This is a genomic window from Streptomyces sp. NBC_01190 (assembly GCF_045039895.1).
Classification (GTDB): Bacteria; Actinomycetota; Actinomycetes; order Streptomycetales; family Streptomycetaceae; genus Actinacidiphila.
This window is the reverse complement of sequence record NZ_CP108580.1, coordinates 7,872,933-7,892,450: the sequence shown is the minus strand read 5'-3', so window position 1 is coordinate 7,892,450 and position 19,518 is coordinate 7,872,933. Positions and strand designations below refer to the sequence as shown.

Genomic DNA, 19,518 nt, shown 5'->3' with positions numbered 1-19,518 from the left:
CCGGCGTCACTTCTTCGCGCGGCTCGGCTGCACCCGTTTGGGCTCGCCCTTCACCTTGGGATGCTCCGGCGGGTAGGGCAGGTCGCCCAGGCCGTGGTCCCGCTCGTCACGGGCGGCCAGTTCGAGGGCCGCCTCCAGCCGGCTCGCCTGCTCGTCCATCCCGGCGTGCACATCCCCGATCTCCGCGAACCGCGTCGGCATCGTCGCCAGGTCGAAGTCCTCGGGCACCGCGTCAGGCACCTCCTCCCAGCGCAGCGGCGCGGACACCGGGGCGTGTCCGAAGGGCCGTACGGAGTAGGCGCTGGCGATCGTGCGGTCCCGCGCGGTCTGGTTGTAGTCCACGAAGATCTTCGTACCGCGCTCCTCCTTCCACCAGGCGGTGGTGATCCGCTCCGGGTCGCGGCGCTCCAGCTCGCGGGCCACCGCGATCGCCGAGCGCCGCACCTGCGGGAAGGTCCATTCGGGCGCGATGGGTACGAAGACGTGCATCCCGCGCCCGCCGGAGGTCTTGGGCCAGCCGGTCAGGCCCAGCCCTTCGAGGACGTTCCGCAACTCCAGGGCGGCGCGCACCGCCTCCGCGTACGCGGTGCCCGGCTGCGGGTCGAGGTCGATACGCAGCTCGTCCGGATGCTCGGTGTCGCCCCGCCGCACCGGCCACGGATGGAAGGTTAGGCATCCGAGGTTGGCCGCCCACAGCACGGCGCCGGGCTCGGTGGGACACATCTCGTCGGCGTGCCGGCCGCTGGGGAAGGCGATCCGTCCGGTCGGGATCCACTCCGGGAGGTTCTTGGGGGCGCGCTTCTGGAAGAAGAACTCGCCCTCCACCCCCTCGGGGAACCGCTGGAGGGTGGTGGGCCGGTCGCGCAGCGCCCGCAGCGCGCCGTCGCCGACGCTCAGGTAGTAGCGGGCGACGTCCCCCTTGGTGAACCCGCGCTGCGGGAAATACACCTTGTCCGGGTTGGACACCCGGACGGTCCGCTCGCCGACGGTGAGTTCCAGCGCCTCTGCCATGCCGTCCACGCTAGGCCGGAGCGCCGCGGGCCGCGCGGCGGCGATCGGCCTGGCGAAGGGAGGCGGGGCGCGGCGGGGCGCGGCAGTGAGTCGCAGGGCGCGGCGAGCCCGGCGGGCACGGCGCGGCCCCGGCCCGCACAATCGCCCTCATGGACCTTCCTGTCATGCCGCCGGTGCGGCCGATGCTGGCGAAGGCGGCCAAGGCGATCCCGCCGGGCATGCAGTACGAGGCCAAGTGGGACGGCTTCCGGGCGATCGTCTTCCGCGACGGTGACGAGATCGAGCTGGGCAGCCGCTCGGGCAAGCCGCTGACCCGTTACTTCCCCGAGGTGGTGGCCGCGCTGCGGGACCGGATCCCGGGGCGCTGCGTGCTGGACGGCGAGATCGTGATCGCCCGCGAGGGACGGCTGGACTTCGAGGCGCTGTTGGAGCGGATCCATCCGGCCGATTCCCGGGTACGTCTGCTGGCGGAGAGCACCCCGGCCGGTTTTGTCGCCTTCGACCTGCTGGCCCTCGGCGACAGATCACTGCTGGCGACGGCTCAGCGGGACCGCCGCGAAGCCCTGGCCTCGGCTCTGCGGGACGCCACCGCGCCGGTCTTCACCGCGCCCGTCACCGAGGACATCGAGTTGGCCCGCGGCTGGTTCGACCGGTTCGAGGGCGCGGGGCTCGACGGTGTGATCGCCAAGCCCCCGGAACTGCCGTACCGGCCGGGCGAGCGGGTGATGGTCAAGGTCAAGCACGAGCGGACCGCCGACTGTGTGGTGGCGGGTCTGCGGCCGCACAAGAGCGGCCCGGTGGTGGGTTCGCTGCTGCTGGGCCTGTACGACGGCGCCGGGCGCCTCCAGCACGTCGGTGTGTGCGCCTCCTTCCCGATGGCCAGGCGGCGGGAGCTGATGACGGAACTTGAGCCGTTGCGGATGGCGACCGCCGAGGGGCATCCGTGGGAGGCGTGGGCCAGTGCGGAGGCGCAGGCCACCGACCGGCTGCCGGGCGGCCCGAGCCGGTGGACCGGCAAGAAGGACCTCTCCTGGATCCCGCTCCGCCCTGAGCGGGTCGTCGAGGTCGCCTACGACCACATGCAGGGTGCCCGCTTCCGGCACACCGCGCAGTTCCGCCGGTGGCGCACCGACCGCGAACCGGCGGAGTGCACGTACGCCCAGTTGGAGGAGCCGGTGAGCTACGACCTCACGGAGGCGCTCGGCGGGGTGTGACGGCCACCCGGGTGCCCGACGGATCGGCGGCGGGACGGCGACGCGGCCGACCCGGCGAAGGGCGGCCCGGCGCGGGGCCGACCCGGTGGGGGGCCGACCCGGTGGGGGGCCGACCCGGTGGGGGGCCGACCCGGCAGGATCCGGTCAGCCGAGGAAGCTGAGCCGTACGTTCCGCCGCGGGTTGTCCACATTGGTGTCGACGAGGACGACCGACTGCCAGGTGCCGAGTTCGAGCCGGCCGCCGATCACCGGGAGGGTGGCGTGCGGCGGTACGAACGCGGGCAGCACGTGGTCGCGGCCGTGCCCGCGGTGGCCGTGGCGGTGCTGCCAGCGCTCGTCGGCGGGCAGCAGGTCGCGCAGGGCGGCGAGCAGGTCGTCGTCGCTGCCCGCCCCGGTCTCGATCACCGCGATCCCCGCGGTGGCGTGCGGGACGAAGACATTGAGCAGTCCGTCGCGTCCCTGGGCCGCCTCGCGGAGGAAGGACGCGCACGCGGCGGTGAGGTCGTGCACCGTCTCGGCGGAGCCGGTGCTGATGTCCAGGACGCGGGTGGTGAAGGTGTCGGCCATGGCTCCATGGTCACCCACCATCCGGCCATCGAGACGCCATTGACCGGCCGACAGGCCACTCGCTACGTTCGGCGCATGTCACGTCCCTGCCTGCTCACCACGCGCGGTCACATCGACCTGCTGCGGGTGGCCTCGGCCGCGTGTACCACCGGCCGCTGACGTACGACTTCGCGCTCTCCCCGTAGTCCCGCCGCCCCGCCTCCCGGCCGGTCTTCGGCCGGCAGCGGCCTCCGGGCCCCGCCGGGATCCGCGGCCGGATCCACGCTCCGCTCCGGACGCACCCCAACGGAGGCGATCCACCGAAAGGCCCCCCATGTCCGTCCATCTGCACTGGTTCCTGCCCACCGGAGGCGACGGCCGCACCCTGGTGGATCGGCACGCCTACACCGACGGCGGTGTGAAGCGGTCCCGGATCACCCCGGTGAGCGGCATCCGGGCTCCCGACATCGAGTATCTCGCCCAGATCGCCCGGGCCGCCGACCAGTTGGGCTTCGAGGGGGTGCTCACCCCGACCGGTACGTGGTGCGAGGACGCCTGGCTGACCACGGTGGCGCTCTCCCAGCACACCGAGCGGCTGAAGTTCCTGGTCGCCTTCCGGCCGGGGGTGATCTCCCCCGTGCTCGCGGCCCAGATGGCGGCCACGTATCAGCGGATCACCCGCGGCCGGCTGATGCTGAACGTGGTGACCGGCGGCGACGCCACGGAGCAGAGGCGTTTCGGCGACCATCTCGACCACGACAGCAGGTACGCCCGCACCGCGGAGTTCCTGTCGGTGGTACGCGGGGTCTGGGCGGGTCAGCCCTTCGACTTCGAGGGCGAGCATTACCAGGTGCGGGGCGGACTGACCGCGCTGCCGCCCGACCCGTTGCCGCCGATCTTCTTCGGCGGCTCCTCCCGGGCGGCCGGCCCGGTCGCGGCCCGGCACAGCGATGTCTACCTCACCTGGGGTGAGCCGCCCGAGCAGGTCCGGCGGAAGATCGACTGGATCCGTTCGCTGGCGGAGGCCGAGGGCCGCACCGTCCGCTTCGGCATCAGGCTGCATGTGATCACCCGGGACTCGGCGGCCGAGGCATGGGCGACCGCCGACCGGCTGCTCGCCGACCTCGACGCCGACACGGTGGCGGCGGCCCAGGAAGCACTCGGCCGCAGCGAGTCGGTCGGCCAGCAGCGGATGCTGGCCCTGCACGGCGGGCAGCGCGACAAGCTGGAGATCGCGCCGAACCTCTGGGCCGGCGTCGGTCTGGTCCGCGGCGGGGCCGGTACGGCCCTGGTCGGCAGCCACGCCGATGTGGCGGACCGCGTCGAGGAGTACCACGCGCTGGGCGTCGACCACTTCGTGTTCTCCGGTTATCCGCACCTTGAGGAGGCGTACTGGTTCGGTGAGGGCGTCATCCCGGAGCTGGCGGCGCGCGACGCGCTGGCGCCGCTGCCGGCCGGGTCCGGCGGGGCGCCCGGCGCCGGCGGCCGGGCCTCGGCCGCGCCGCTGCTTCTCGCCGGCGGGCGGTAGCCGGGGCGAGGGCGCGCCGCAGGAGCGGCCACCCGGTGGCCGGCCGGCTCGCGCGGCCTTCCGCCCCGGCTTCCTGACGGCCCGTCACGTGACCCGTCGTCCGGCCCGTCGTGTGGTCCGGCTTGCCGTCCGGTCGGCCGGACCCGGAACGGCTGTCCGGGCGATTGCCGCCGACGGTGATTGGTCTGTACCATTCAGCGCCTTGGGACACCGCCCCTCCTGTGCCGCACCCCGAAGGGGGCCACCGACATGAACGCGTTGCACCGGCTCGCCGCGCTCGTCGACTCATGCCTGCTGCCCTCCATCGCCGGGCGCGGCGGCCGGCTGCCGGACTGGCTGCTGCGCGGCCTGGAGCGCGGCACCCCGGGGGCCGCCGTACACGCTTACGGTCCGGCCGCCCGGGCCGCCACCGATGCCCTGCGGGCCGCCCTCCCCGACGCGCTCACCGGTCACCCGGGTCCGCGCCGGGCCGGCGGCGGCAGCGCCGCGGCGGCCGAACTCGTGGCGGCGGGCGCCAATCTGCACCTGGGCGTACGGCCGGGGCCGCGCGCCGACGAGACCCGGGTCTTCGTCACCGACCTCCAGACCCACGGGGTGGCGGCCGCCCTCGGCCCCTTCACCGGCACCGGCAGCCTGCGCCCCTTCGCCGAGGGCGCCGCGGCCGGTGTGCGGGCGATCATCGCGGGCCACTCCCCGATACCCGGCGGCCTTCCCGCGGCGCTCAGCCCCCCGGCGATCACCGGCATCCTGCGCGGCGAACTCGGCTACGGCGGGGTCGTCGTCAGCGACGCGCTGGACGCGCCCGCGATCATCGACGGGTGGGGGGTGCCGGGCGCGGCCGTCCTCGCCTGGATCGCCGGGGTGGACCTGCTGCGCCTGGGCCCGGCCAGCGGCGAGGGCATCCACACCGCCATCCACACCGCCGCCGCCCGCGCCGTCTTCGACGGCGACCTCCCCGTCTCCCGGCTCGAAGAGGCGGCGGAACGCGTCTCCCGGCTGCGGCGCTGGGCGTCGGAGCCCCGGATGCCGGCCTGCTGAGCACCTGCGGCCCGGCGCCGGGGCCGCCGGCGTACGCGCGGTGCGGGGGAAGCTTTCCCCGCCGCACGTGGTTGGACGGGACATGAACGGTGCGGGTGACGTGCGGGACATACGTGACGCCGCTGGCGGGCGCGAGGTCGAGGTGGCCGTGGTCGGCGCCGGCCAGGCGGGTCTGTCGGCGGGCTACTTCCTGCGCCGGGCGGGTTACCGGCCCGGCGCCGACTTCGTCGTCCTGGACCACTCCCCCGGGCCCGGCGGCGCCTGGCAGTACCGCTGGCCCTCGTTGACCTACGGCAAGGCCCACCGCGTGCACGACCTGCCCGGACTGCCGCTGGGGGACGCGGCGCCCGGACGGCCGTCCTCCGAGGTGGTGGGCGAGTACTTCGCGCGCTACGAGAGCACCTTCGACCTGCGGGTGCGCAGGCCGGTGGACGTCCGCGCGGTGCGGGCGGGTGTCGACGGCCGGCTGCTCGTCGAGACCGACGCGGGCGCCTGGTCGGCCCGGGCGCTGATCAACGCCACCGGCACCTGGGACCGGCCCTTCCTGCCGTACTACCCCGGCCAGGAGACCTTCCAGGGGCGGCAGTTGCACACCGCGGGCTACCGGGGAAGCGCGGAGTTCGCCGGCCGGCACGTGGTGGTGGTCGGGGGTGGCACCTCCGCCGTGCAGTTGCTGATGGAGTTGGCCGAGGTGGCCCGCACCACCTGGGTCACCCGCAGGCCGCCGGTCTTCCGCGACGTCCCCTTCGAGGAGGACTGGGGCCGCGCGGTCGTCGCCTCCGTCGAGGAGCGGGTGCGGCAGGGCCTGCCGCCGCTGAGCGTGGTCGGCGCGACCGGACTGGCGGCGAACGACGCGGTCCGGGACGCCCAGGCGCGCGGAGTGCTGCGCCGGGAGCCGATGTTCGAGCGGATCACCCCGCACGGTGTGGCCTGGGCGGACGGGCGCGCCGTGGACGCCGACGTCATCTTGTGGGCGACCGGGTTCCGGGCCGCGCTCGACCATCTGGCCCCGCTGCGGCTGCGCGAACCGGGCGGCGGCGTCCGCGTCGAAGGCACCCGGGTGGTGAAGGACCCGAGGATCCACCTGGTCGGCTACGGCCCCTCGGCGAGCACGATCGGCGCCAACCGGGCCGGGCGGACCGCGGTGCGCGAGATCAGGGAGTTGCTTTCGGCCGCCCGGGATTCAGGCGGTCCCCGGCTCACCGCGCCCACACCGGAGAGCGTCGCCCTTTAATCGTGGACACGACGCACGCCGAGGGCCGGCAGCGATAGCCGCTGGTAGGGCGACCGCGGTAGCGAAATCCACGTCGCGTGAGCCCCAAGAAACATCGGATGTATGCTTCCCAGTGGCTCACGCCTGCGGCAGTATGGGCCCATGTGTGATCGACGACTGCCCGGCCGGGCCACGGCCGCCGGGGAGCACCCGTGCGTGTAGCCCTCTTCGTGACGTGTGTGAACGACCTGATCTATCCGGACACCGGACGCGCGGTGGTCACGCTGCTCGAGCGGCTCGGTGTGGAGGTCGGCTTCCCCACCGCCCAATCCTGCTGCGGACAACCGCAGTTCAACACGGGCTACCGGCACCAGACCGAGCCGCTGGTCCGCCGGTACGCCGCCGCGTTCGAGGGGTACGACTACGTCGTGACGCCGTCCGGTTCCTGCGCGGCCATGGTGCGCGACAACTACCCGCTGATCGCCGAGCTGGCCGCGGCCGAGGGACGACGGGACGACGGGCTGGCCGAGGCCGCCGCGACCGCGGCGCCGAAGACCTATGAACTCACCGAGTTCCTGGTGGACGTGCTGGGTGTCACGGACGTGGGCGCGTACTTCCCGCACACCGTCACCTACCACCCCTCCTGCCACGGTCTGCGGCTGCTCAGGCTCGGTGACCGGCCCCGGCGGCTGCTGGCGGCGGTGCGCGGACTGGAGTTGCGGGAGCTGGAAGGGGCCGAGGAGTGCTGCGGGTTCGGCGGCACCTTCGCGGTGAAGAACCCGGACGTCTCGGTCGCGATGGGCGAGGACAAGGTGGGCCACGCGGTGGACACCGGCGCCCAGGTGCTGTGCGGCGCGGACAACTCCTGCCTGATGCACCTCGACGGCATCATCAGCCGCGGAAAGGTCCCGCTGCGGGCCGTACACCTCGCCGAGATCCTCGCCGCCACCGAGGAGGAGCCCTACCGGCCGGCCCGCCGGCTCCCCGCCCCGCAGACAGGAAAGATCCGATGAGCGGTACGTTTCTGGGGTTGCCGTCGTTTCCCGAGGCCGCGCGGGTGTCGACCAAGGACGCCCAGCTCCGCGCCAACCTCACCCACGCCACCCACACCATCCGCGCCAAACGCGCCACCGCCATCAGCGAACTCACCGACTGGCCCCAGCTCAGAGACGCCGGCGCGGCCGTCAAAGACCACACCCTGCGCCACCTCGACCACTACCTCCTCCAACTCGAGGAAGCCGTCACCGCCGCCGGCGGCACCGTCCACTGGGCCACCGACGCCGACGACGCCAACCACATCGTCACCCGGATCATCAAAGCCACCGGCGAAACCGACGTCATCAAAGTCAAATCCATGGCCACCCAGGAGATCGGCCTCAACCAGGCCCTCCAGCGGGCCGGGATCACCGCCTACGAGACCGACCTCGCCGAACTCATCGTCCAGCTCGACCACGACGAGCCCTCCCACATCCTCGTCCCCGCCATCCACAAGAACCGCGCCCAGATCCGCGACATCTTCACCACCCAGATGAGCCACTGGGGACGCCCCGCACCCGCTGACCTCACCGACCGCCCCGCCGACCTCGCCGAAGCCGCCCGCCTGCACCTGCGCGAGAAATTCCTCACGGCGAAAGTGGCCATCTCCGGCGCCAACTTCATGATCGCCGACACCGGCACCCTGGTCATCCTCGAATCCGAGGGCAACGGCCGCATGTGCCTCACCCTCCCCGAGACGCTCATCTCCGTCGTCGGCATCGAAAAAACCATCCCCACCTTCCAAGACCTCGAAGTCTTCCTCCAAACCCTCCCCCGCTCCTCCACCGCCGAGCGCATGAACCCCTACACCACCATGTTCACCGGCACCCACCCCGACGACGGCCCCCGGGCCTTCCACCTCGTCCTCCTCGACAACGGCCGCACCGACACCCTCGCCGACACCACCGGCCGAGCAGCCCTGCGATGCATCCGCTGCTCCGCCTGCCTCAACGTCTGCCCCGTCTACGAACGCGCCGGCGGCCACGCCTACGCAACCCCCTACCCCGGCCCCATCGGCGCCATCCTCACCCCCCAACTCCACACCACCACCTCGGAACTCGAGGCCTCACTCCCCTACGCCTCCACCCTCTGCGGCGCCTGCTACGACGTCTGCCCCGTCGCCATCAACATCCCCCGCATCCTCGTCCACCTCCGCGAACGCGTCGCCCAAGGCGCCCCCGCCACCACCATCGACGGCGTCCCCACCACCCTCAAACCCCACAAGGGCCACACCACCGAACACGCCACCATGCGCGCCGCCACCTTCACCCTCAACCACCCGGTTCTCTACTCGACCGGTCAGAAGCTCGCCACCCTCACCCGCCACCTCCACCCCCGACACCCGCCCACCACCGCCGCGAAGAACTGGACCAACACCCGCGACCTCCCCCGACTCCCCCAGCAGACCTTCCGCCAATGGTGGAAACACCACCAAAAGACCACCACCCCCGGCACGGAGCAGAACACCGACGGGCCCACCACCGACGAGGGCACCCAGCCATGACCACCAGCAGCCGCGACGAAATCCTCCGCCGTATCCGCGACGCCCTCGGTGACAGCGCCCCGCGCGGCGACACCTCAGCCGAAAACCGCGCCGCGCGGGCCCGAGCCGACGCCGCCGCCCTCCCCCGCGACTACCTCACCACCCACGCCGACCGCACCCCCCGGCAGACCACCGACCTGCTCGCCCACAACCTCACCGACTACCGCGCCCACGTCCACCACACCAACCCCCGCGACCTGCCCGCCACCATCGCCCGGCTCCTCACCCGGCACGGCACCCAGCGGGCGGTCACACCGCCAGGACTCCCCGAAGCCTGGCTCACCGCTCTCCACGACACCGAACTCGTCACCGCCACCGACACCACCACCCCCCAAGAGCTCGACGCCGTCGACACCGCGATCACCGGCTGCGCCCTGGCCATCGCGGAAACCGGCACCATCGTCCTCGACGCCTCGCCCGATCAGGGACACCGCCGCATCACCCTCGTCCCCGACCACCACGTCTGCGTCATCCATCCTGGTCAGATCGTCGAGTCCCTGCCCCAGGCGATCCCCCGGCTCGACCCCACTCGTCCCCTCACCTGGATCAGCGGTCCCTCCGCCACCAGCGACATCGAACTTGAGCGGGTCGAAGGCGTCCACGGCCCCCGCACCCTCGACGTCATCCTCGTATCGGCTCCGGAGGAGTGAGCGGGCGCGGCCGCCGGGTCAGGGCGCGGTCGTGGTGGCGAGTTGGGTGCCCCGCTTGAGCAGAGCGGCGTACCGGCCGTCCTGCGCGATGAGATCGTCGTGGGTGCCGCGTTCCACGATCCGGCCGGCGTCGAGGACGGCGATCTGGTCGGCGTCGCGAATGGTGGAAAGGCGGTGGGCGATGGTGATCGTGGTCCGCCCCGCGGACAGTGCGTCGATGGCGTCCTGTACGGCGCCCTCGGTCCGGGTGTCGAGCGCGCTGGTGGCCTCGTCCAGGATGAGGACCGGCGGGTCGCGCAGGATCGTCCGGGCGATGGCGAGGCGCTGCTTCTCGCCGCCGGAGAAGCGGTATCCGCGTTCGCCGACGAGCGTGTCGTAGCCGTCGGGCAGACTCGCGATGTGGTCGTGGATCTGGGCGGCCTCGGCGGCCGCCCTGATCTCCTCGTCGGTCGCGTCGGGCTTGGCGAAGCGCAGGTTCTCGGCGACCGAGGCGTGGAAGAGGTAGGTCTCCTGGGAGACGACGCCGACCGCCGTGGCCAGTGTCTCGAAGCTCAGATCGCGGACGTCGACGCCGTCCAGCGTCACCCGGCCGCCGGTCACGTCGTAGAGCCGGGGCACCAGATAGCTGAGGGTGCTCTTGCCGGAGCCGGTCGCGCCGACCACGGCGAGGCTGCCGCCCGCCGGGAGGGTGAGATCGATGCCGCGCAGGGTGGGCTCGGCGCCGGGTTCGTAGGCGAAGTCCACGTTCTCGAAGCGGACATCGCCGCGTACCGGTTCGATGCGGACCGGGTCGGGCCGCTCGGTGATGTCCACCGGCAGATCGAGGTATTCGAAGATGCGCTGGAAGAGAGCCAGTGAGGTCTGCACCTGGACGCCGGTGGCGAGCAGTGACACCGTCGGCCGGAACATGCCCTGCTGGAGCGAGACGAAGGCGACCAGGGTGCCGATGGAGACGGCGGGGCCGCCGTGGCCCGCGGTGAGGCCGGCCGCCCAGTAGAGGAGGGCGGGCATCGCCGACATCACGATGCCGATCACCGCCATCCGCCAGCGGCCCTGCATGTTGGAGCGCACTTCGAGGTCGACCAGGCGGTCGGACTCGGTGCTGAAGTCGCGGGTCAGTGACGCGCCGCGGCCCATGGTGCGGCCGAGCAGGATGCCGCTGACCGACAGGGACTCGGTGACGATCGCGGACATCGAGGCCATCTGCTTCTGCCGGTCGGTGGCGATCTTCTTGCGTTCACGGCCGACCTTGCGGGCGATCCAGATGAAGACCGGGAGCAGCAGCAGCGAGACCACGGTCAGCCGCCAGTCGAGGGCGAGCATGGCCACGACCGAGGCGATCACCGCGGTGAGGTTGGAGACCAGCGAGGTCGCGGTGGAGGTGACGGTGGCCTGCATACCGCCGATGTCGTTGGCGATCCTGGACTGCACCTCGCCGGTGCGGGTGCGGGTGAAGAACGCCAGTGACATGCGCTGGAGCCGTTCGTAGACGGCGGTGCGCAGATCGTGCATGACGCGCTGGCCGACGGTGGTGGAGATCAGCGTCTGGACGACGCCGAAGACCCCGTTGGCCACCGCGGTGGCGATCATGCCGAGGGCCAGCAGGGCCAGCAGCCCGGTGCGGCCCTGCGGGATGGCGGTGTCGAGGATCGCGCGCAGCAGGAAGGGCGAGGCGACCGAGACGAGGGAGGAGAGGGCGACCAGCAGTCCGACGACCGCGAGCCGGCCCCGGTAGGGGCGGAAGAGCCGCATGATGCGGCGGACGTCGGTGGGGGCATCGGGTTTCTTCTTCGGTGGCGACCACCGGTTGACGAGATCGTTTTCGGGGCGCAAGGGGCTCCTTGTGGGCTCAGATACGTGCCGACTCATGGAGTATAAGTCATTGTTACCTAAGCTCACAATGAACGAGGTCCCTGCTATCCTGAGGGCATGGATTCGCGCACCACCGCAGCCGAGCGCATACCGGCAGAGGCCACCCCCGATCAGATCACCGGACGGCTGGCCGATCAGCTCCTGGCGCTGAGCCGCCGGCTGCACCGCTCACAGCGCTCTCTGATGGAGCCGCTGGGCATCACCCCCGCCCAGTCCCGGCTGCTGCGGGTGCTGGCGCACTGCGACGAGCCGCCGCGGATGGCCGACCTCGCGCAGCGGCTGGATGTGGTGCCGCGGGCGGTGACCACACTGGTGGACGCGCTGGAGGACCGGGAGCTGGTACGGCGGCTGCCGGATCCGCACAGTCGGCGGGTGACCAGGATCGAGCTGCGGGAGCGGGGCCGCGAGGCGCTTCAGGAGCTGCGGCTGGCCCGCCGTACCGCGGCGGCCGAGCTGCTCGGGCCGCTCAGCGACGAGCAGCGGGCGGCGCTGACGGCGCTGCTGGACGTATTGGACGAGCCGGAGCCGCCCGCGCACCCCTGACCGCCGCCCCCCGTCCGCCGGTCGGGCCGGCGGACGGGGGGCGGGGGCTCTGGGTCTGGGGCTGGGGGTCTGGGGCTGGAGCCTACAGGTCGGCCGACCCCCGGACCCGGCGCATCTAGTACTTCGGGAACTTCGGGGCCTCGTGTCCGGTGGGACCGTCCTGCTCCACGATCTGCGGGCCTATCTGCGCCGTGCAGGAACTGCACCGCTTCGCGGCGGCCGGGACCGGCGTCAGGCACTCCGGGCACTCCCGCATCGGCGCCGCAGCGGCCTTCGGGAAGAACCTGTCCTGCAGGCGGTTCATCGGCAGCACCACCAGGAAGTAGATCACCGCGGCCACGATCACGAAGCTGATCACCGCGTCGATGAACTTGCCGTAGGGGAACACCACCCCGGAGGACTTGAACGTCTCGTTGCTGAAGTTGCCCGTGGAGCCGGAGATCAGGCCGACGACCGGGGTCAGGAACGCCGTGACGAAGCCGTTGACCAGAGCGGTGAAGGCGGCGCCGACGACGATGCCGACCGCGAGGTCGACGACGTTGCCGCGCAGCAGGAAGGTACGAAAGCCCTTCATGGGTGGGGGTCCCCTCTGTGGTTCAGGTTCTTTGTTCAGGGTTGCGAGGGACCACAGTGTGCCGTGTCTCACCGCCGGGAGGCCAACCGGCCCGGCCGGCCACCTGGTGTGCGGCCCGGGCCGTGTTCCGGTCCGGGCCGCACACCCGCAGGTCAGTTGCGCCAGGTGTCGCTGAGTGCGACCTTGCCGGTGGCGGGGACGGTGGCCGTCCGGTTGGCGCCCGATTCCCAGGTGACGTTCCCGGCGCCGTCCTTGCGGATGTACTTGTACTGGAAGGCCGTTCCCGGGGCCAGGGTGACGTCGAGCTTCCAGACCGGGTAGCTCGCCGAGGAGAGCGGCAGGGCCTTGGCCGGGTCCCAGGTGCCGAGGGTGGCGTTGTCCCCGACGACGAAGATGTTCTGGCCGAAGACGGTGGTGGCGTTCACCGCGAACGAGGCGCCGGCGCCCGGAGTGGGTGTGGTGCCGCCGCTCGTGCCGCCGGTGGTGGTCCCGCCCGGGCACGGTCCGCCGACATAGAGGGCCACCGCGTCGTCGGCCCCGATGGTGGCGGTGAAGCGGCCGTCGGAGCCGACGGTGTAGCGGACCCCGCTGTGCTGGACGTCGCAGTAACCGCCCGCGGGCAGCGAGGTGGTGAAGGTCGAGGTGAGCGCGCCGCTCTCGTGGTTGATCGCGACGTAGCCCTTGCCGCCGCGGCCGAAGGCGATGGCGTTGTTGCCGTTGCTCCACCAGTTGGTCACCGCGGTGCCGGAGACGGCGTTGCGGAAGCCGACCATGCCGGCGATCTGCGGCCAGGCGTGCTGGCACTTCCAGCCGTCGCTGTAGCAGGCGTTGACGGTGCCGCCAGCCGGAGGACCGGCGTCGAAGTCCGAGAACTCGTAGCCGGAGTAGACGTTGGGCGAGCCGTACGGCCACGCCAGCAGGTAGACGTTGGCGAGGGTGTAGGTCGCGCCGTTCTTGTAGGAGAGGGTGGAGCCGTTGCGCTCGGTGTCCCAGTTGTCGACGAAGGTGCGGGTGTTGCCGCTCGGCAGGTAGCCGGCGCCCCAGGAGGCGCCCCAATTGCTCAGCGAGGCGATCCGGTCGCCGGTGAAGACGCGCTTGAGGTCGTAGGCGCCCTGGAAGGCGTCGACGTCGCCGGTCCCGGTGTACTCGGTGGGCTGGACGGCCTCGCCCGCGCCGTAGATGACCTCCTGTGCCCAGAAGACGCCCGGATTGGAGAGTTTCGACCTGATCGCGGCGAGGTCGGTGTCGGCCATGTGCTTGGCGGCGTCGATCCGGAAGCCGTCGACTCCCATGGAGAGCAGGTTGTTGAGGTACCCGGCGATGGTGGAGCGGACGTAGTCGCTGCCGGTGTCGAGGTCCGCGAGGCCGGACAGCTCGCACGTCTGGACGTTGGCGCGGTTGGTGTAGTCGGAGATGCCGGTCCGGCAGCTGTGGAAGTCCTGGTCCTGGTAGTAGCCCGGGTAGTTGTACTTGGTGTACGAACTGCCCCCGGTGCCGGTACCGGAGCCCGCCGACATGTGGTTGATCACCGCGTCGGCGATGACCTTCACCCCCGCGGCATGACAGGTGCTGACCATGTTCCGGAAGGAGGTGGCGTCACCGAGCCGGCCGGCGATCTTGTAGCTGACGGGCTGGTAGGACGTCCACCACTGCGGGCCCTGGATGTGCTCCTGGGCCGGCGACACCTCGACGAAGCCGTAACCGGTCGGGCCGAGGGTGCTGGTGCAGGCCTGGGCCACCGAGTCGTACTTCCACTCGAAGAGTGTCGCGGTGACGTCCTTGGTCCCGGGCGGGGTGGCCGCGGCAGGCTGTTGCGAGCTGACCGCGACCAGCGCGGTGACCGCTGTGACCGCGGCCAGCGCACCGCTGATAACACGGGATCTCATGGGCGGCTCCTTCGGTGAACGGGCACGGAGGTGCCCTCGAAGGCAGCCACGCGCCTGGCCGCCGGGGTGGGGCGGGAGCCCGGTGCTACGGGTCCCGGTGCCCAGGAGCTTCTCGCCGTGGATGCGTACACGTCAATAAGTGCCGCGGAAGAAGTTTCACCCTCTTACTGCAAGCCGTTGCCGGGCGGCTGCCCGCCCTGCTGTCTCAGCCCGCCAGGTGTGCCCGGTCGCCCATCACGATCACCGGGTGGTCCGCGGGGGTGAGGGTGCGCAGCAGATAGCGCATCGCGTCCTTGCTGACGGTGACACAGGCGGAGGTGCCCACGCCGTGGTCCAGGTGCAGCCAGATCCCGCCGCCCTTGGACTCGCCCCGCGGGCGGGTCGGATCGGCGGGTGAGGTGCCGACGACCCGGTTGTAGTCGATGGCGATCACGTAGTCGAAGTCGTGCTGATAGCTCTTCGGCCAGGACGCGGGCGTGGTGAACGCGGTCGAGCGGTGGTACGGAAGCCGCGCGCCGGGGTCGGCGAGCAGGCCGCCGGCGTCGTGCAGGGTGAACACACCGATCGGGCTTCTCAGGTCGTCCTCGTGGTGCTGCGGGGTCCAGCCGTGGATGGCGTTGTGCGACGGCCAGGTGGGTCCTGGCTGCCAGATGCCGTCACCGGTCCGGGTGAACAACGCGACGGTGGACCGCGAGGTGGTCGGGCTCGCTCCGTAGACGACGATCGCCTGCCGGGCGGCGGCGGGCACCTGCGCGGACATCGTCGGGCCGACGCCGGGCAGCGTCCGGCCGGGGGTCGGGGTGGCGCCCGGCGACGCCTTCGCGGCGGCTCCGCCGCCGACCGAGGGGTGCCCGGCCGAGCCCTTGGCACCAGCCGTTCCCGTACCGCCGCCGGTGCCGCCGCAGCCCGCCAGCAGCAGGACGCCCGCCGCCGTCACCGCCGCGAGCGTCGTCCCGCGTGCGCGCACCGTGGTCGCCGCTCCTCGCATCGCCGTCCCGCCCTCCACTCGTCACGCTCGTCACAACAGGCCACCAGCCGCGGCCCATCCGGGGCGCCGCCCGGGACCGGCCACCGGAAAACCGGTTGACCCGGCGCGGACCGCGACGCGAACCTTGCACGGCGCCTGACCACTCCCGGCAGGGTTTCTCCTGATACGCCCCACCGGTCCCGGCTTCCGCCTCGTTCGCACCCACCCGAGGACATCATGCCGTCCCTGCGCAGTCTTCCCCTCTCCGACCCCGGCGTGCCGGACGTCCGCTCGGGTTTCCGATTCCTTCTCTGGCTGGAAGCACGCCAGTGGCGGGGCCAGTTGGCGGCCACCGCCTGGGGCACGCTCTACATGGCCGCGGTGGCGTCCTTCCCGCTGACCGTCGGTACGGCGGTGCAGGCCGTCGTGGACCGCTCGGGCCACCGGCTGGCGGTCGCGGGCGCGGTGATGCTCTCCCTCGGGGCGGTCGCCGCGCTGGGCGACACGATGCTGCACCGCACCTCCGTCACCAACTGGATCAGCGCCGCCGCCCGGGTCCAGCAGTTGCTGGCCCGGCAGACCGTCGAGCTGGGCTCGGTGCTGGCCCGGCGGGTCGCGGCGGGCGAGGTGGTGGCGGTCAGCACCGGCGATGTGGAGAAGATCGGCTGGTTCGTCGAGGCGCTGGCCCGCTTCACCTCCGCGCTGCTGGCCACCGTCGGGGTGGCGATCGCCCTGCTGGTCTACCAGCCGGCGCTGGGGGTCGTGGTGGCCGCTTCGGTGCCGGTGCTGGCGGTCGCGGTGCTGCCGCTGCTGCCCGCGGCCACCAAACGGGCCGACCTCCAGCGGGAGAAGGCCGGCCGGGCCACCGAGCTGGCCTCCGACACCGTGGCCGGGCTGCGGGTGCTGCGCGGTATCGGCGGCGAGGAGCTCTTCCTCGACCGCTACCGCCGTGCCTCTCAGCAGGTACGCGCCGCGGCCGTGCACAGCGCCCGGATGTGGGCGCTGATCTCCGCTCTCCAAGTGGTGCTGCCCGGACTGCTGCTGGTGGGCATCGCCTGGTACGGGGCCCGGCTCGCCCTCGACGGCCGGATCTCGGTCGGCGAACTGGTCACCGTCTACGGCTCGGTGGCCTTTCTGCTGGTCCCGCTGCGCAACTTCGAGGAGATCGCGATGGCCTGGTCGTTCTCCCGGCCGTCGGCGAAGCGCGCCGCCCGGGTGCTGTCGCTGCGCCGCCCGGGCCCGCGGCCGGCCGGATCGGACACCGAGCACGGGCCGGTGCCCGGCGCGCGGTACGCGGCCGGGGAGCTCCACGACCCGGCGTCGGGACTGTGGGTCCCGGCCGGACTGCTGACGGCGGTGGTGTGCGGGGACCCGGACGAGGGCGGCCGGCTCGCCGACCGGCTCGGTGGCCACAGCCCCGGCGCGAGCGGGGACGAGGTCTCCGCGCTGCTCGGCGGACAGCCGCTGGACGCCATGCCGCTGGCCGTCGCGCGCGCCGCCGTACTCGTCCAGGACAAGGATCCCGTCCTGCTGTCCGGCACCCTGGCCGAACTGCTCGACGTGCCCTCCTCCGGCGCGGTGTCCATGGCGGCGGCGCTGGCGGCGGCGCAGTGCGGCGATGTGCTGGACGCCCTGGCACAGACCATGGCCGGACCGGACGCGGACCGCGGCGACCCGATGCGGGCCCGGATCACCGAACGGGGACGGTCCCTGTCCGGCGGCCAGCGCCAGCGGCTCGCCCTGGCCCGGTCGCTGGTCGCCGACCCGGAGGTGCTGGTGCTCGACGAGCCGACCTCGGCGGTGGACGCGCACACCGAGGCGCGGATCGCCGCGGCGCTCAAGGAGGTGCGCGGCGGCCGTACCACCGTGGTCCTCACCTCCAGTCCACTGGTGCTCGACCGGGCCGACCGGGTGGTCTTCGTCGACGACGGGGCCGCGACCGCGGTCGGCCGCCATCACGAGCTGCTGCGCGACCATCCCCGCTACCGGGCCGTGGTCACCCGGGAGACCGAGGACGGCAGCGGGCCGGTTCCCGCCATCTTGTCCTTTGAGGAGTCCGCATGATCGGCGTGCCACCACCGCACTACGATCCGGCCGCGCCGACGACGAGCACCACCTTGCCGGTGGGGTCCCCTGCCACGGTCCGCGGCTACGTACGCGAGCTGGCCGGGCGGCACCGGCGCGCCTTCGTGGTGCTGCTCGCGGTCAACACCGTCACCGTGCTGGCCTCGATGGTGGGTCCGTATCTGCTGGGCGGGATGGTGGAGGACCTGGCCACCGGCGACCGGCACATCGCGCTCGGGCGGACGATCGCCCTGTTCCTGACCGCGCTGGCGGTGCAGGCGTTCTTCGTCCGGATCGTCCGGATGCGCGGCGCCGTGCTCGGCGAGACGATGCTGGCCGACCTGCGGGAGGACTTCCTGGTGCGTGCGGTGGCGCTCCCGCCGGGGGTGCTGGAGCGGGCCGGCACCGGTGATCTGCTGTCGCGCATCACCACCGACATCGGCCGGCTGTCCAACGCGATGCGCGAGGCCGTGCCGGAGCTGGCGATCGCGGTGGTGTGGACGCTGCTGCTGCTCGGCGCGCTCACCGTGACCTCGCCGCCGCTCGCGCTGGCGGTCCTGGTCGCGTTGCCGTTGCCGCTGATCGGCTGCCGCTGGTACTTCAGGCGCGCCCCGAAGGCGTACCGCTCAGAGGCGGCGGGCTACGCGGCCGTCGCGGCGGCGCTCACGGAGTCCGTGGACGCCGGCCGCACCATCGAGGCGCACGGCCTCGGCAACCGCCGCGAGGAGCTGTCCCGGCTCCGTATCGGACAGTGGGTCGCCTGGGAGCGCTACACGATGTGGCTGCGCAGCATCCTCTTCCCGGTGGTCAACTTGACGCACACACTGGTCCTGACCGGTGTGCTGATGATCGGCGGCACCTTCGCGCTGCACGGCTGGGTGAGCGCGGGCGAGCTGACCACCGGCGCGCTGTACGCCCAGATGCTGGTCGATCCGGTCAATCTGATGCTGCGCTGGTACGACGAGTTGCAGGTCGCCCAGGTGTCGCTGGCCCGGCTGGTGGGGGTGCGGGAGGTCGCGGCGGCCGACGGTGACGAGGGCCTGACGCCGAAGGGCCGTGAACTGGCGGCCGACCGGGTGCGGTTCGGGTACCGCGCGGGCACCGACGTCCTGCACGGTGTGACCCTGACGATGCCGCCGGGCACCCGGCTGGCGCTGGTCGGCCCCTCGGGCGCGGGCAAGTCGACGCTGGGCCGGCTGCTGGCCGGCATCTACGCGCCCCGTACCGGCGAGGTCACCCTGGGCGGCGCCCAGTTGGCCCGGATGCCGGCCGAACGGGTCCGCCGGCATGTCGCGCTGGTCAACCAGGAGCACCATGTGTTCGTCGGCACCCTCCGCGACAATCTGCGGTTGGCGCGGGCGGAGGCGGCCGACGACGAGCTGTGGGCCGCGCTGGGCGCGGTGGACGCGGCGGAGTGGGCCAGGGCGCTGCCCGACGGTCTCGACACCGAGGTCGGTTCCGGCGGGGCGGTGCTCACCCCGGCGCAAGCCCAGCAGCTCGCCCTGGCCCGGCTGGTGCTGGCCGACCCGCACACCCTGGTACTGGACGAGGCGACCTCGCTGCTCGACCCCCGGGCGGCCCGCCATCTCGAACGCTCGCTGGCCCGGGTCCTCGACGGCCGTACGGTCGTCGCCATCGCCCACCGGCTGCACACCGCGCACGACGCGGACGTGATCGCGGTGGTCGAGGACGGCCGGATCAGCGAGCTGGGCAGCCACCACGACCTGGTCGCCGCCGAGGGCGCCTACGCGGCGCTCTGGCGTTCCTGGCACGGATAGGGAACCACACGGATAAAAAGGCAACGGACAAGAAAGCAAAGGAGCTGACCGGCTGC

Annotated in this window: 16 protein-coding genes; 10 read left to right on the top strand and 6 right to left on the bottom strand. The window is 72.4% G+C overall.

Annotation, left to right across the window (positions count from 1 at the left end):
* Nucleotides 1-6: 6 nt before the first annotated feature.
* Entirely contained in the window at nt 7-1,011 is a 1,005-nt protein-coding gene (gene ligD / locus OG519_RS33030) for a non-homologous end-joining DNA ligase (RefSeq protein WP_405591947.1), read from the bottom strand.
* Nucleotides 1,012-1,160: 149 nt separating this feature from the next.
* Between ligD and OG519_RS33025 the strand changes: the two genes are divergently transcribed.
* Nucleotides 1,161-2,225 (top strand): ATP-dependent DNA ligase, encoded by a 1,065-nt coding sequence (locus OG519_RS33025; protein WP_405591945.1) that lies wholly within the window; start codon nt 1,161-1,163, stop codon nt 2,223-2,225.
* A gap of 144 nt (nt 2,226-2,369) precedes the next feature.
* On the opposite strand, the gene OG519_RS33020 is transcribed toward OG519_RS33025, so the two are convergent.
* Nucleotides 2,370-2,792 (bottom strand): secondary thiamine-phosphate synthase enzyme YjbQ, encoded by a 423-nt coding sequence (locus OG519_RS33020; protein WP_405591942.1) that lies wholly within the window; start codon nt 2,790-2,792, stop codon nt 2,370-2,372.
* Between the two features lie 313 nt (nt 2,793-3,105).
* On the opposite strand from OG519_RS33020, the gene OG519_RS33015 reads away from it, so the two are divergent.
* From OG519_RS33015 to OG519_RS32990, 6 genes are all read left to right on the top strand, one after another.
* Nucleotides 3,106-4,299 carry an LLM class flavin-dependent oxidoreductase gene (locus tag OG519_RS33015; protein ID WP_405591939.1) on the top strand — a complete coding sequence of 398 codons (1,194 nt, stop codon included), beginning with the start codon at nt 3,106-3,108 and terminating at the stop codon, nt 4,297-4,299.
* A 249-nt stretch (nt 4,300-4,548) separates the two neighbouring features.
* Nucleotides 4,549-5,337: a glycoside hydrolase family 3 N-terminal domain-containing protein gene (locus OG519_RS33010; protein WP_405591936.1), complete on the top strand. Its 789-nt coding sequence runs from the start codon at nt 4,549-4,551 to the stop codon at nt 5,335-5,337.
* An 82-nt stretch (nt 5,338-5,419) separates the two neighbouring features.
* Nucleotides 5,420-6,571: an NAD(P)-binding domain-containing protein gene (locus OG519_RS33005; RefSeq protein WP_405591933.1), complete on the top strand. Its 1,152-nt coding sequence runs from the start codon at nt 5,420-5,422 to the stop codon at nt 6,569-6,571.
* Between the two features lie 191 nt (nt 6,572-6,762).
* Nucleotides 6,763-7,563 (top strand): (Fe-S)-binding protein, encoded by an 801-nt coding sequence (locus tag OG519_RS33000; RefSeq protein ID WP_405591931.1) that lies wholly within the window; start codon nt 6,763-6,765, stop codon nt 7,561-7,563.
* Complete coding sequence (locus OG519_RS32995; protein WP_405591929.1) at nt 7,560-9,089, top strand: lactate utilization protein B; 1,530 nt, start codon at nt 7,560-7,562, stop codon at nt 9,087-9,089. The genes OG519_RS33000 and OG519_RS32995 overlap by 4 nt, the downstream gene beginning before the upstream one ends.
* A complete protein-coding gene (locus OG519_RS32990) occupies nt 9,086-9,778 on the top strand; it encodes a lactate utilization protein C (protein WP_405591927.1) in 693 nt (230 codons plus the stop codon). The genes OG519_RS32995 and OG519_RS32990 overlap by 4 nt, the downstream gene beginning before the upstream one ends.
* Nucleotides 9,779-9,796: 18 nt before the next feature.
* Here OG519_RS32990 and OG519_RS32985 read toward each other — a convergent pair whose 3' ends face one another.
* Nucleotides 9,797-11,647: an ABC transporter ATP-binding protein gene (locus tag OG519_RS32985; protein WP_405591925.1), complete on the bottom strand. Its 1,851-nt coding sequence runs from the start codon at nt 11,645-11,647 to the stop codon at nt 9,797-9,799.
* Nucleotides 11,648-11,707: 60 nt separating this feature from the next.
* Here OG519_RS32985 and OG519_RS32980 point away from each other — a divergent pair, with 60 nt between their 5' ends.
* Nucleotides 11,708-12,193 (top strand): MarR family winged helix-turn-helix transcriptional regulator, encoded by a 486-nt coding sequence (locus OG519_RS32980; protein WP_405591922.1) that lies wholly within the window; start codon nt 11,708-11,710, stop codon nt 12,191-12,193.
* A 115-nt stretch (nt 12,194-12,308) separates the two neighbouring features.
* Here the strand turns inward: OG519_RS32980 and mscL are convergent, their stop codons facing one another.
* The 3 genes from mscL to OG519_RS32965 all read right to left on the bottom strand — a co-directional run bounded on the left by mscL (nt 12,309) and on the right by OG519_RS32965 (nt 15,641).
* Nucleotides 12,309-12,767 (bottom strand): large conductance mechanosensitive channel protein MscL, encoded by a 459-nt coding sequence (gene mscL / locus OG519_RS32975; protein ID WP_405591920.1) that lies wholly within the window; start codon nt 12,765-12,767, stop codon nt 12,309-12,311.
* 152 nt (nt 12,768-12,919) lie between these two features.
* Nucleotides 12,920-14,653, bottom strand: coding sequence for a carbohydrate-binding module family 20 domain-containing protein (locus OG519_RS32970; RefSeq protein ID WP_405591918.1), 1,734 nt, complete (start codon nt 14,651-14,653; stop codon nt 12,920-12,922).
* Nucleotides 14,654-14,858: 205 nt separating this feature from the next.
* On the bottom strand, nt 14,859-15,641 hold the full coding sequence (locus OG519_RS32965) for a hypothetical protein (RefSeq protein ID WP_405591916.1): 783 nt from the start codon (nt 15,639-15,641) through the stop codon (nt 14,859-14,861).
* 216 nt (nt 15,642-15,857) lie between these two features.
* Between OG519_RS32965 and OG519_RS32960 the strand changes: the two genes are divergently transcribed.
* Complete coding sequence (locus OG519_RS32960; RefSeq protein WP_405591914.1) at nt 15,858-17,684, top strand: ABC transporter transmembrane domain-containing protein; 1,827 nt, start codon at nt 15,858-15,860, stop codon at nt 17,682-17,684.
* Complete coding sequence (locus tag OG519_RS32955) at nt 17,681-19,462, top strand: ABC transporter ATP-binding protein (protein WP_405591911.1); 1,782 nt, start codon at nt 17,681-17,683, stop codon at nt 19,460-19,462. Before OG519_RS32960 ends, OG519_RS32955 begins: the two co-directional genes overlap by 4 nt.
* Nucleotides 19,463-19,518 lie beyond the last annotated feature (56 nt).

What these genes read in the sequence shown, in the direction of transcription:
- ligD (WP_405591947.1), bottom strand. Translation starts at nt 1,011, where the DNA reads ATGGCAGAGGCGCTGGAACTCACCGTCGGCGAGCGGACCGTCCGGGTG.
- OG519_RS33025 (WP_405591945.1), top strand. Translation starts at nt 1,161, where the DNA reads ATGGACCTTCCTGTCATGCCGCCGGTGCGGCCGATGCTGGCGAAGGCG.
- mscL (WP_405591920.1), bottom strand. Translation starts at nt 12,767, where the DNA reads ATGAAGGGCTTTCGTACCTTCCTGCTGCGCGGCAACGTCGTCGACCTC.
- OG519_RS33015 (WP_405591939.1), top strand. Translation starts at nt 3,106, where the DNA reads ATGTCCGTCCATCTGCACTGGTTCCTGCCCACCGGAGGCGACGGCCGC.
- OG519_RS32955 (WP_405591911.1), top strand. Translation starts at nt 17,681, where the DNA reads ATGATCGGCGTGCCACCACCGCACTACGATCCGGCCGCGCCGACGACG.
- OG519_RS33010 (WP_405591936.1), top strand. Translation starts at nt 4,549, where the DNA reads ATGAACGCGTTGCACCGGCTCGCCGCGCTCGTCGACTCATGCCTGCTG.
- OG519_RS32980 (WP_405591922.1), top strand. Translation starts at nt 11,708, where the DNA reads ATGGATTCGCGCACCACCGCAGCCGAGCGCATACCGGCAGAGGCCACC.
- OG519_RS33020 (WP_405591942.1), bottom strand. Translation starts at nt 2,792, where the DNA reads ATGGCCGACACCTTCACCACCCGCGTCCTGGACATCAGCACCGGCTCC.
- OG519_RS32990 (WP_405591927.1), top strand. Translation starts at nt 9,086, where the DNA reads ATGACCACCAGCAGCCGCGACGAAATCCTCCGCCGTATCCGCGACGCC.
- OG519_RS32965 (WP_405591916.1), bottom strand. Translation starts at nt 15,641, where the DNA reads ATGCGAGGAGCGGCGACCACGGTGCGCGCACGCGGGACGACGCTCGCG.
- OG519_RS32985 (WP_405591925.1), bottom strand. Translation starts at nt 11,647, where the DNA reads ATGAGTCGGCACGTATCTGAGCCCACAAGGAGCCCCTTGCGCCCCGAA.
- OG519_RS33005 (WP_405591933.1), top strand. Translation starts at nt 5,420, where the DNA reads ATGAACGGTGCGGGTGACGTGCGGGACATACGTGACGCCGCTGGCGGG.
- OG519_RS32970 (WP_405591918.1), bottom strand. Translation starts at nt 14,653, where the DNA reads ATGAGATCCCGTGTTATCAGCGGTGCGCTGGCCGCGGTCACAGCGGTC.
- OG519_RS32995 (WP_405591929.1), top strand. Translation starts at nt 7,560, where the DNA reads ATGAGCGGTACGTTTCTGGGGTTGCCGTCGTTTCCCGAGGCCGCGCGG.
- OG519_RS32960 (WP_405591914.1), top strand. Translation starts at nt 15,858, where the DNA reads ATGCCGTCCCTGCGCAGTCTTCCCCTCTCCGACCCCGGCGTGCCGGAC.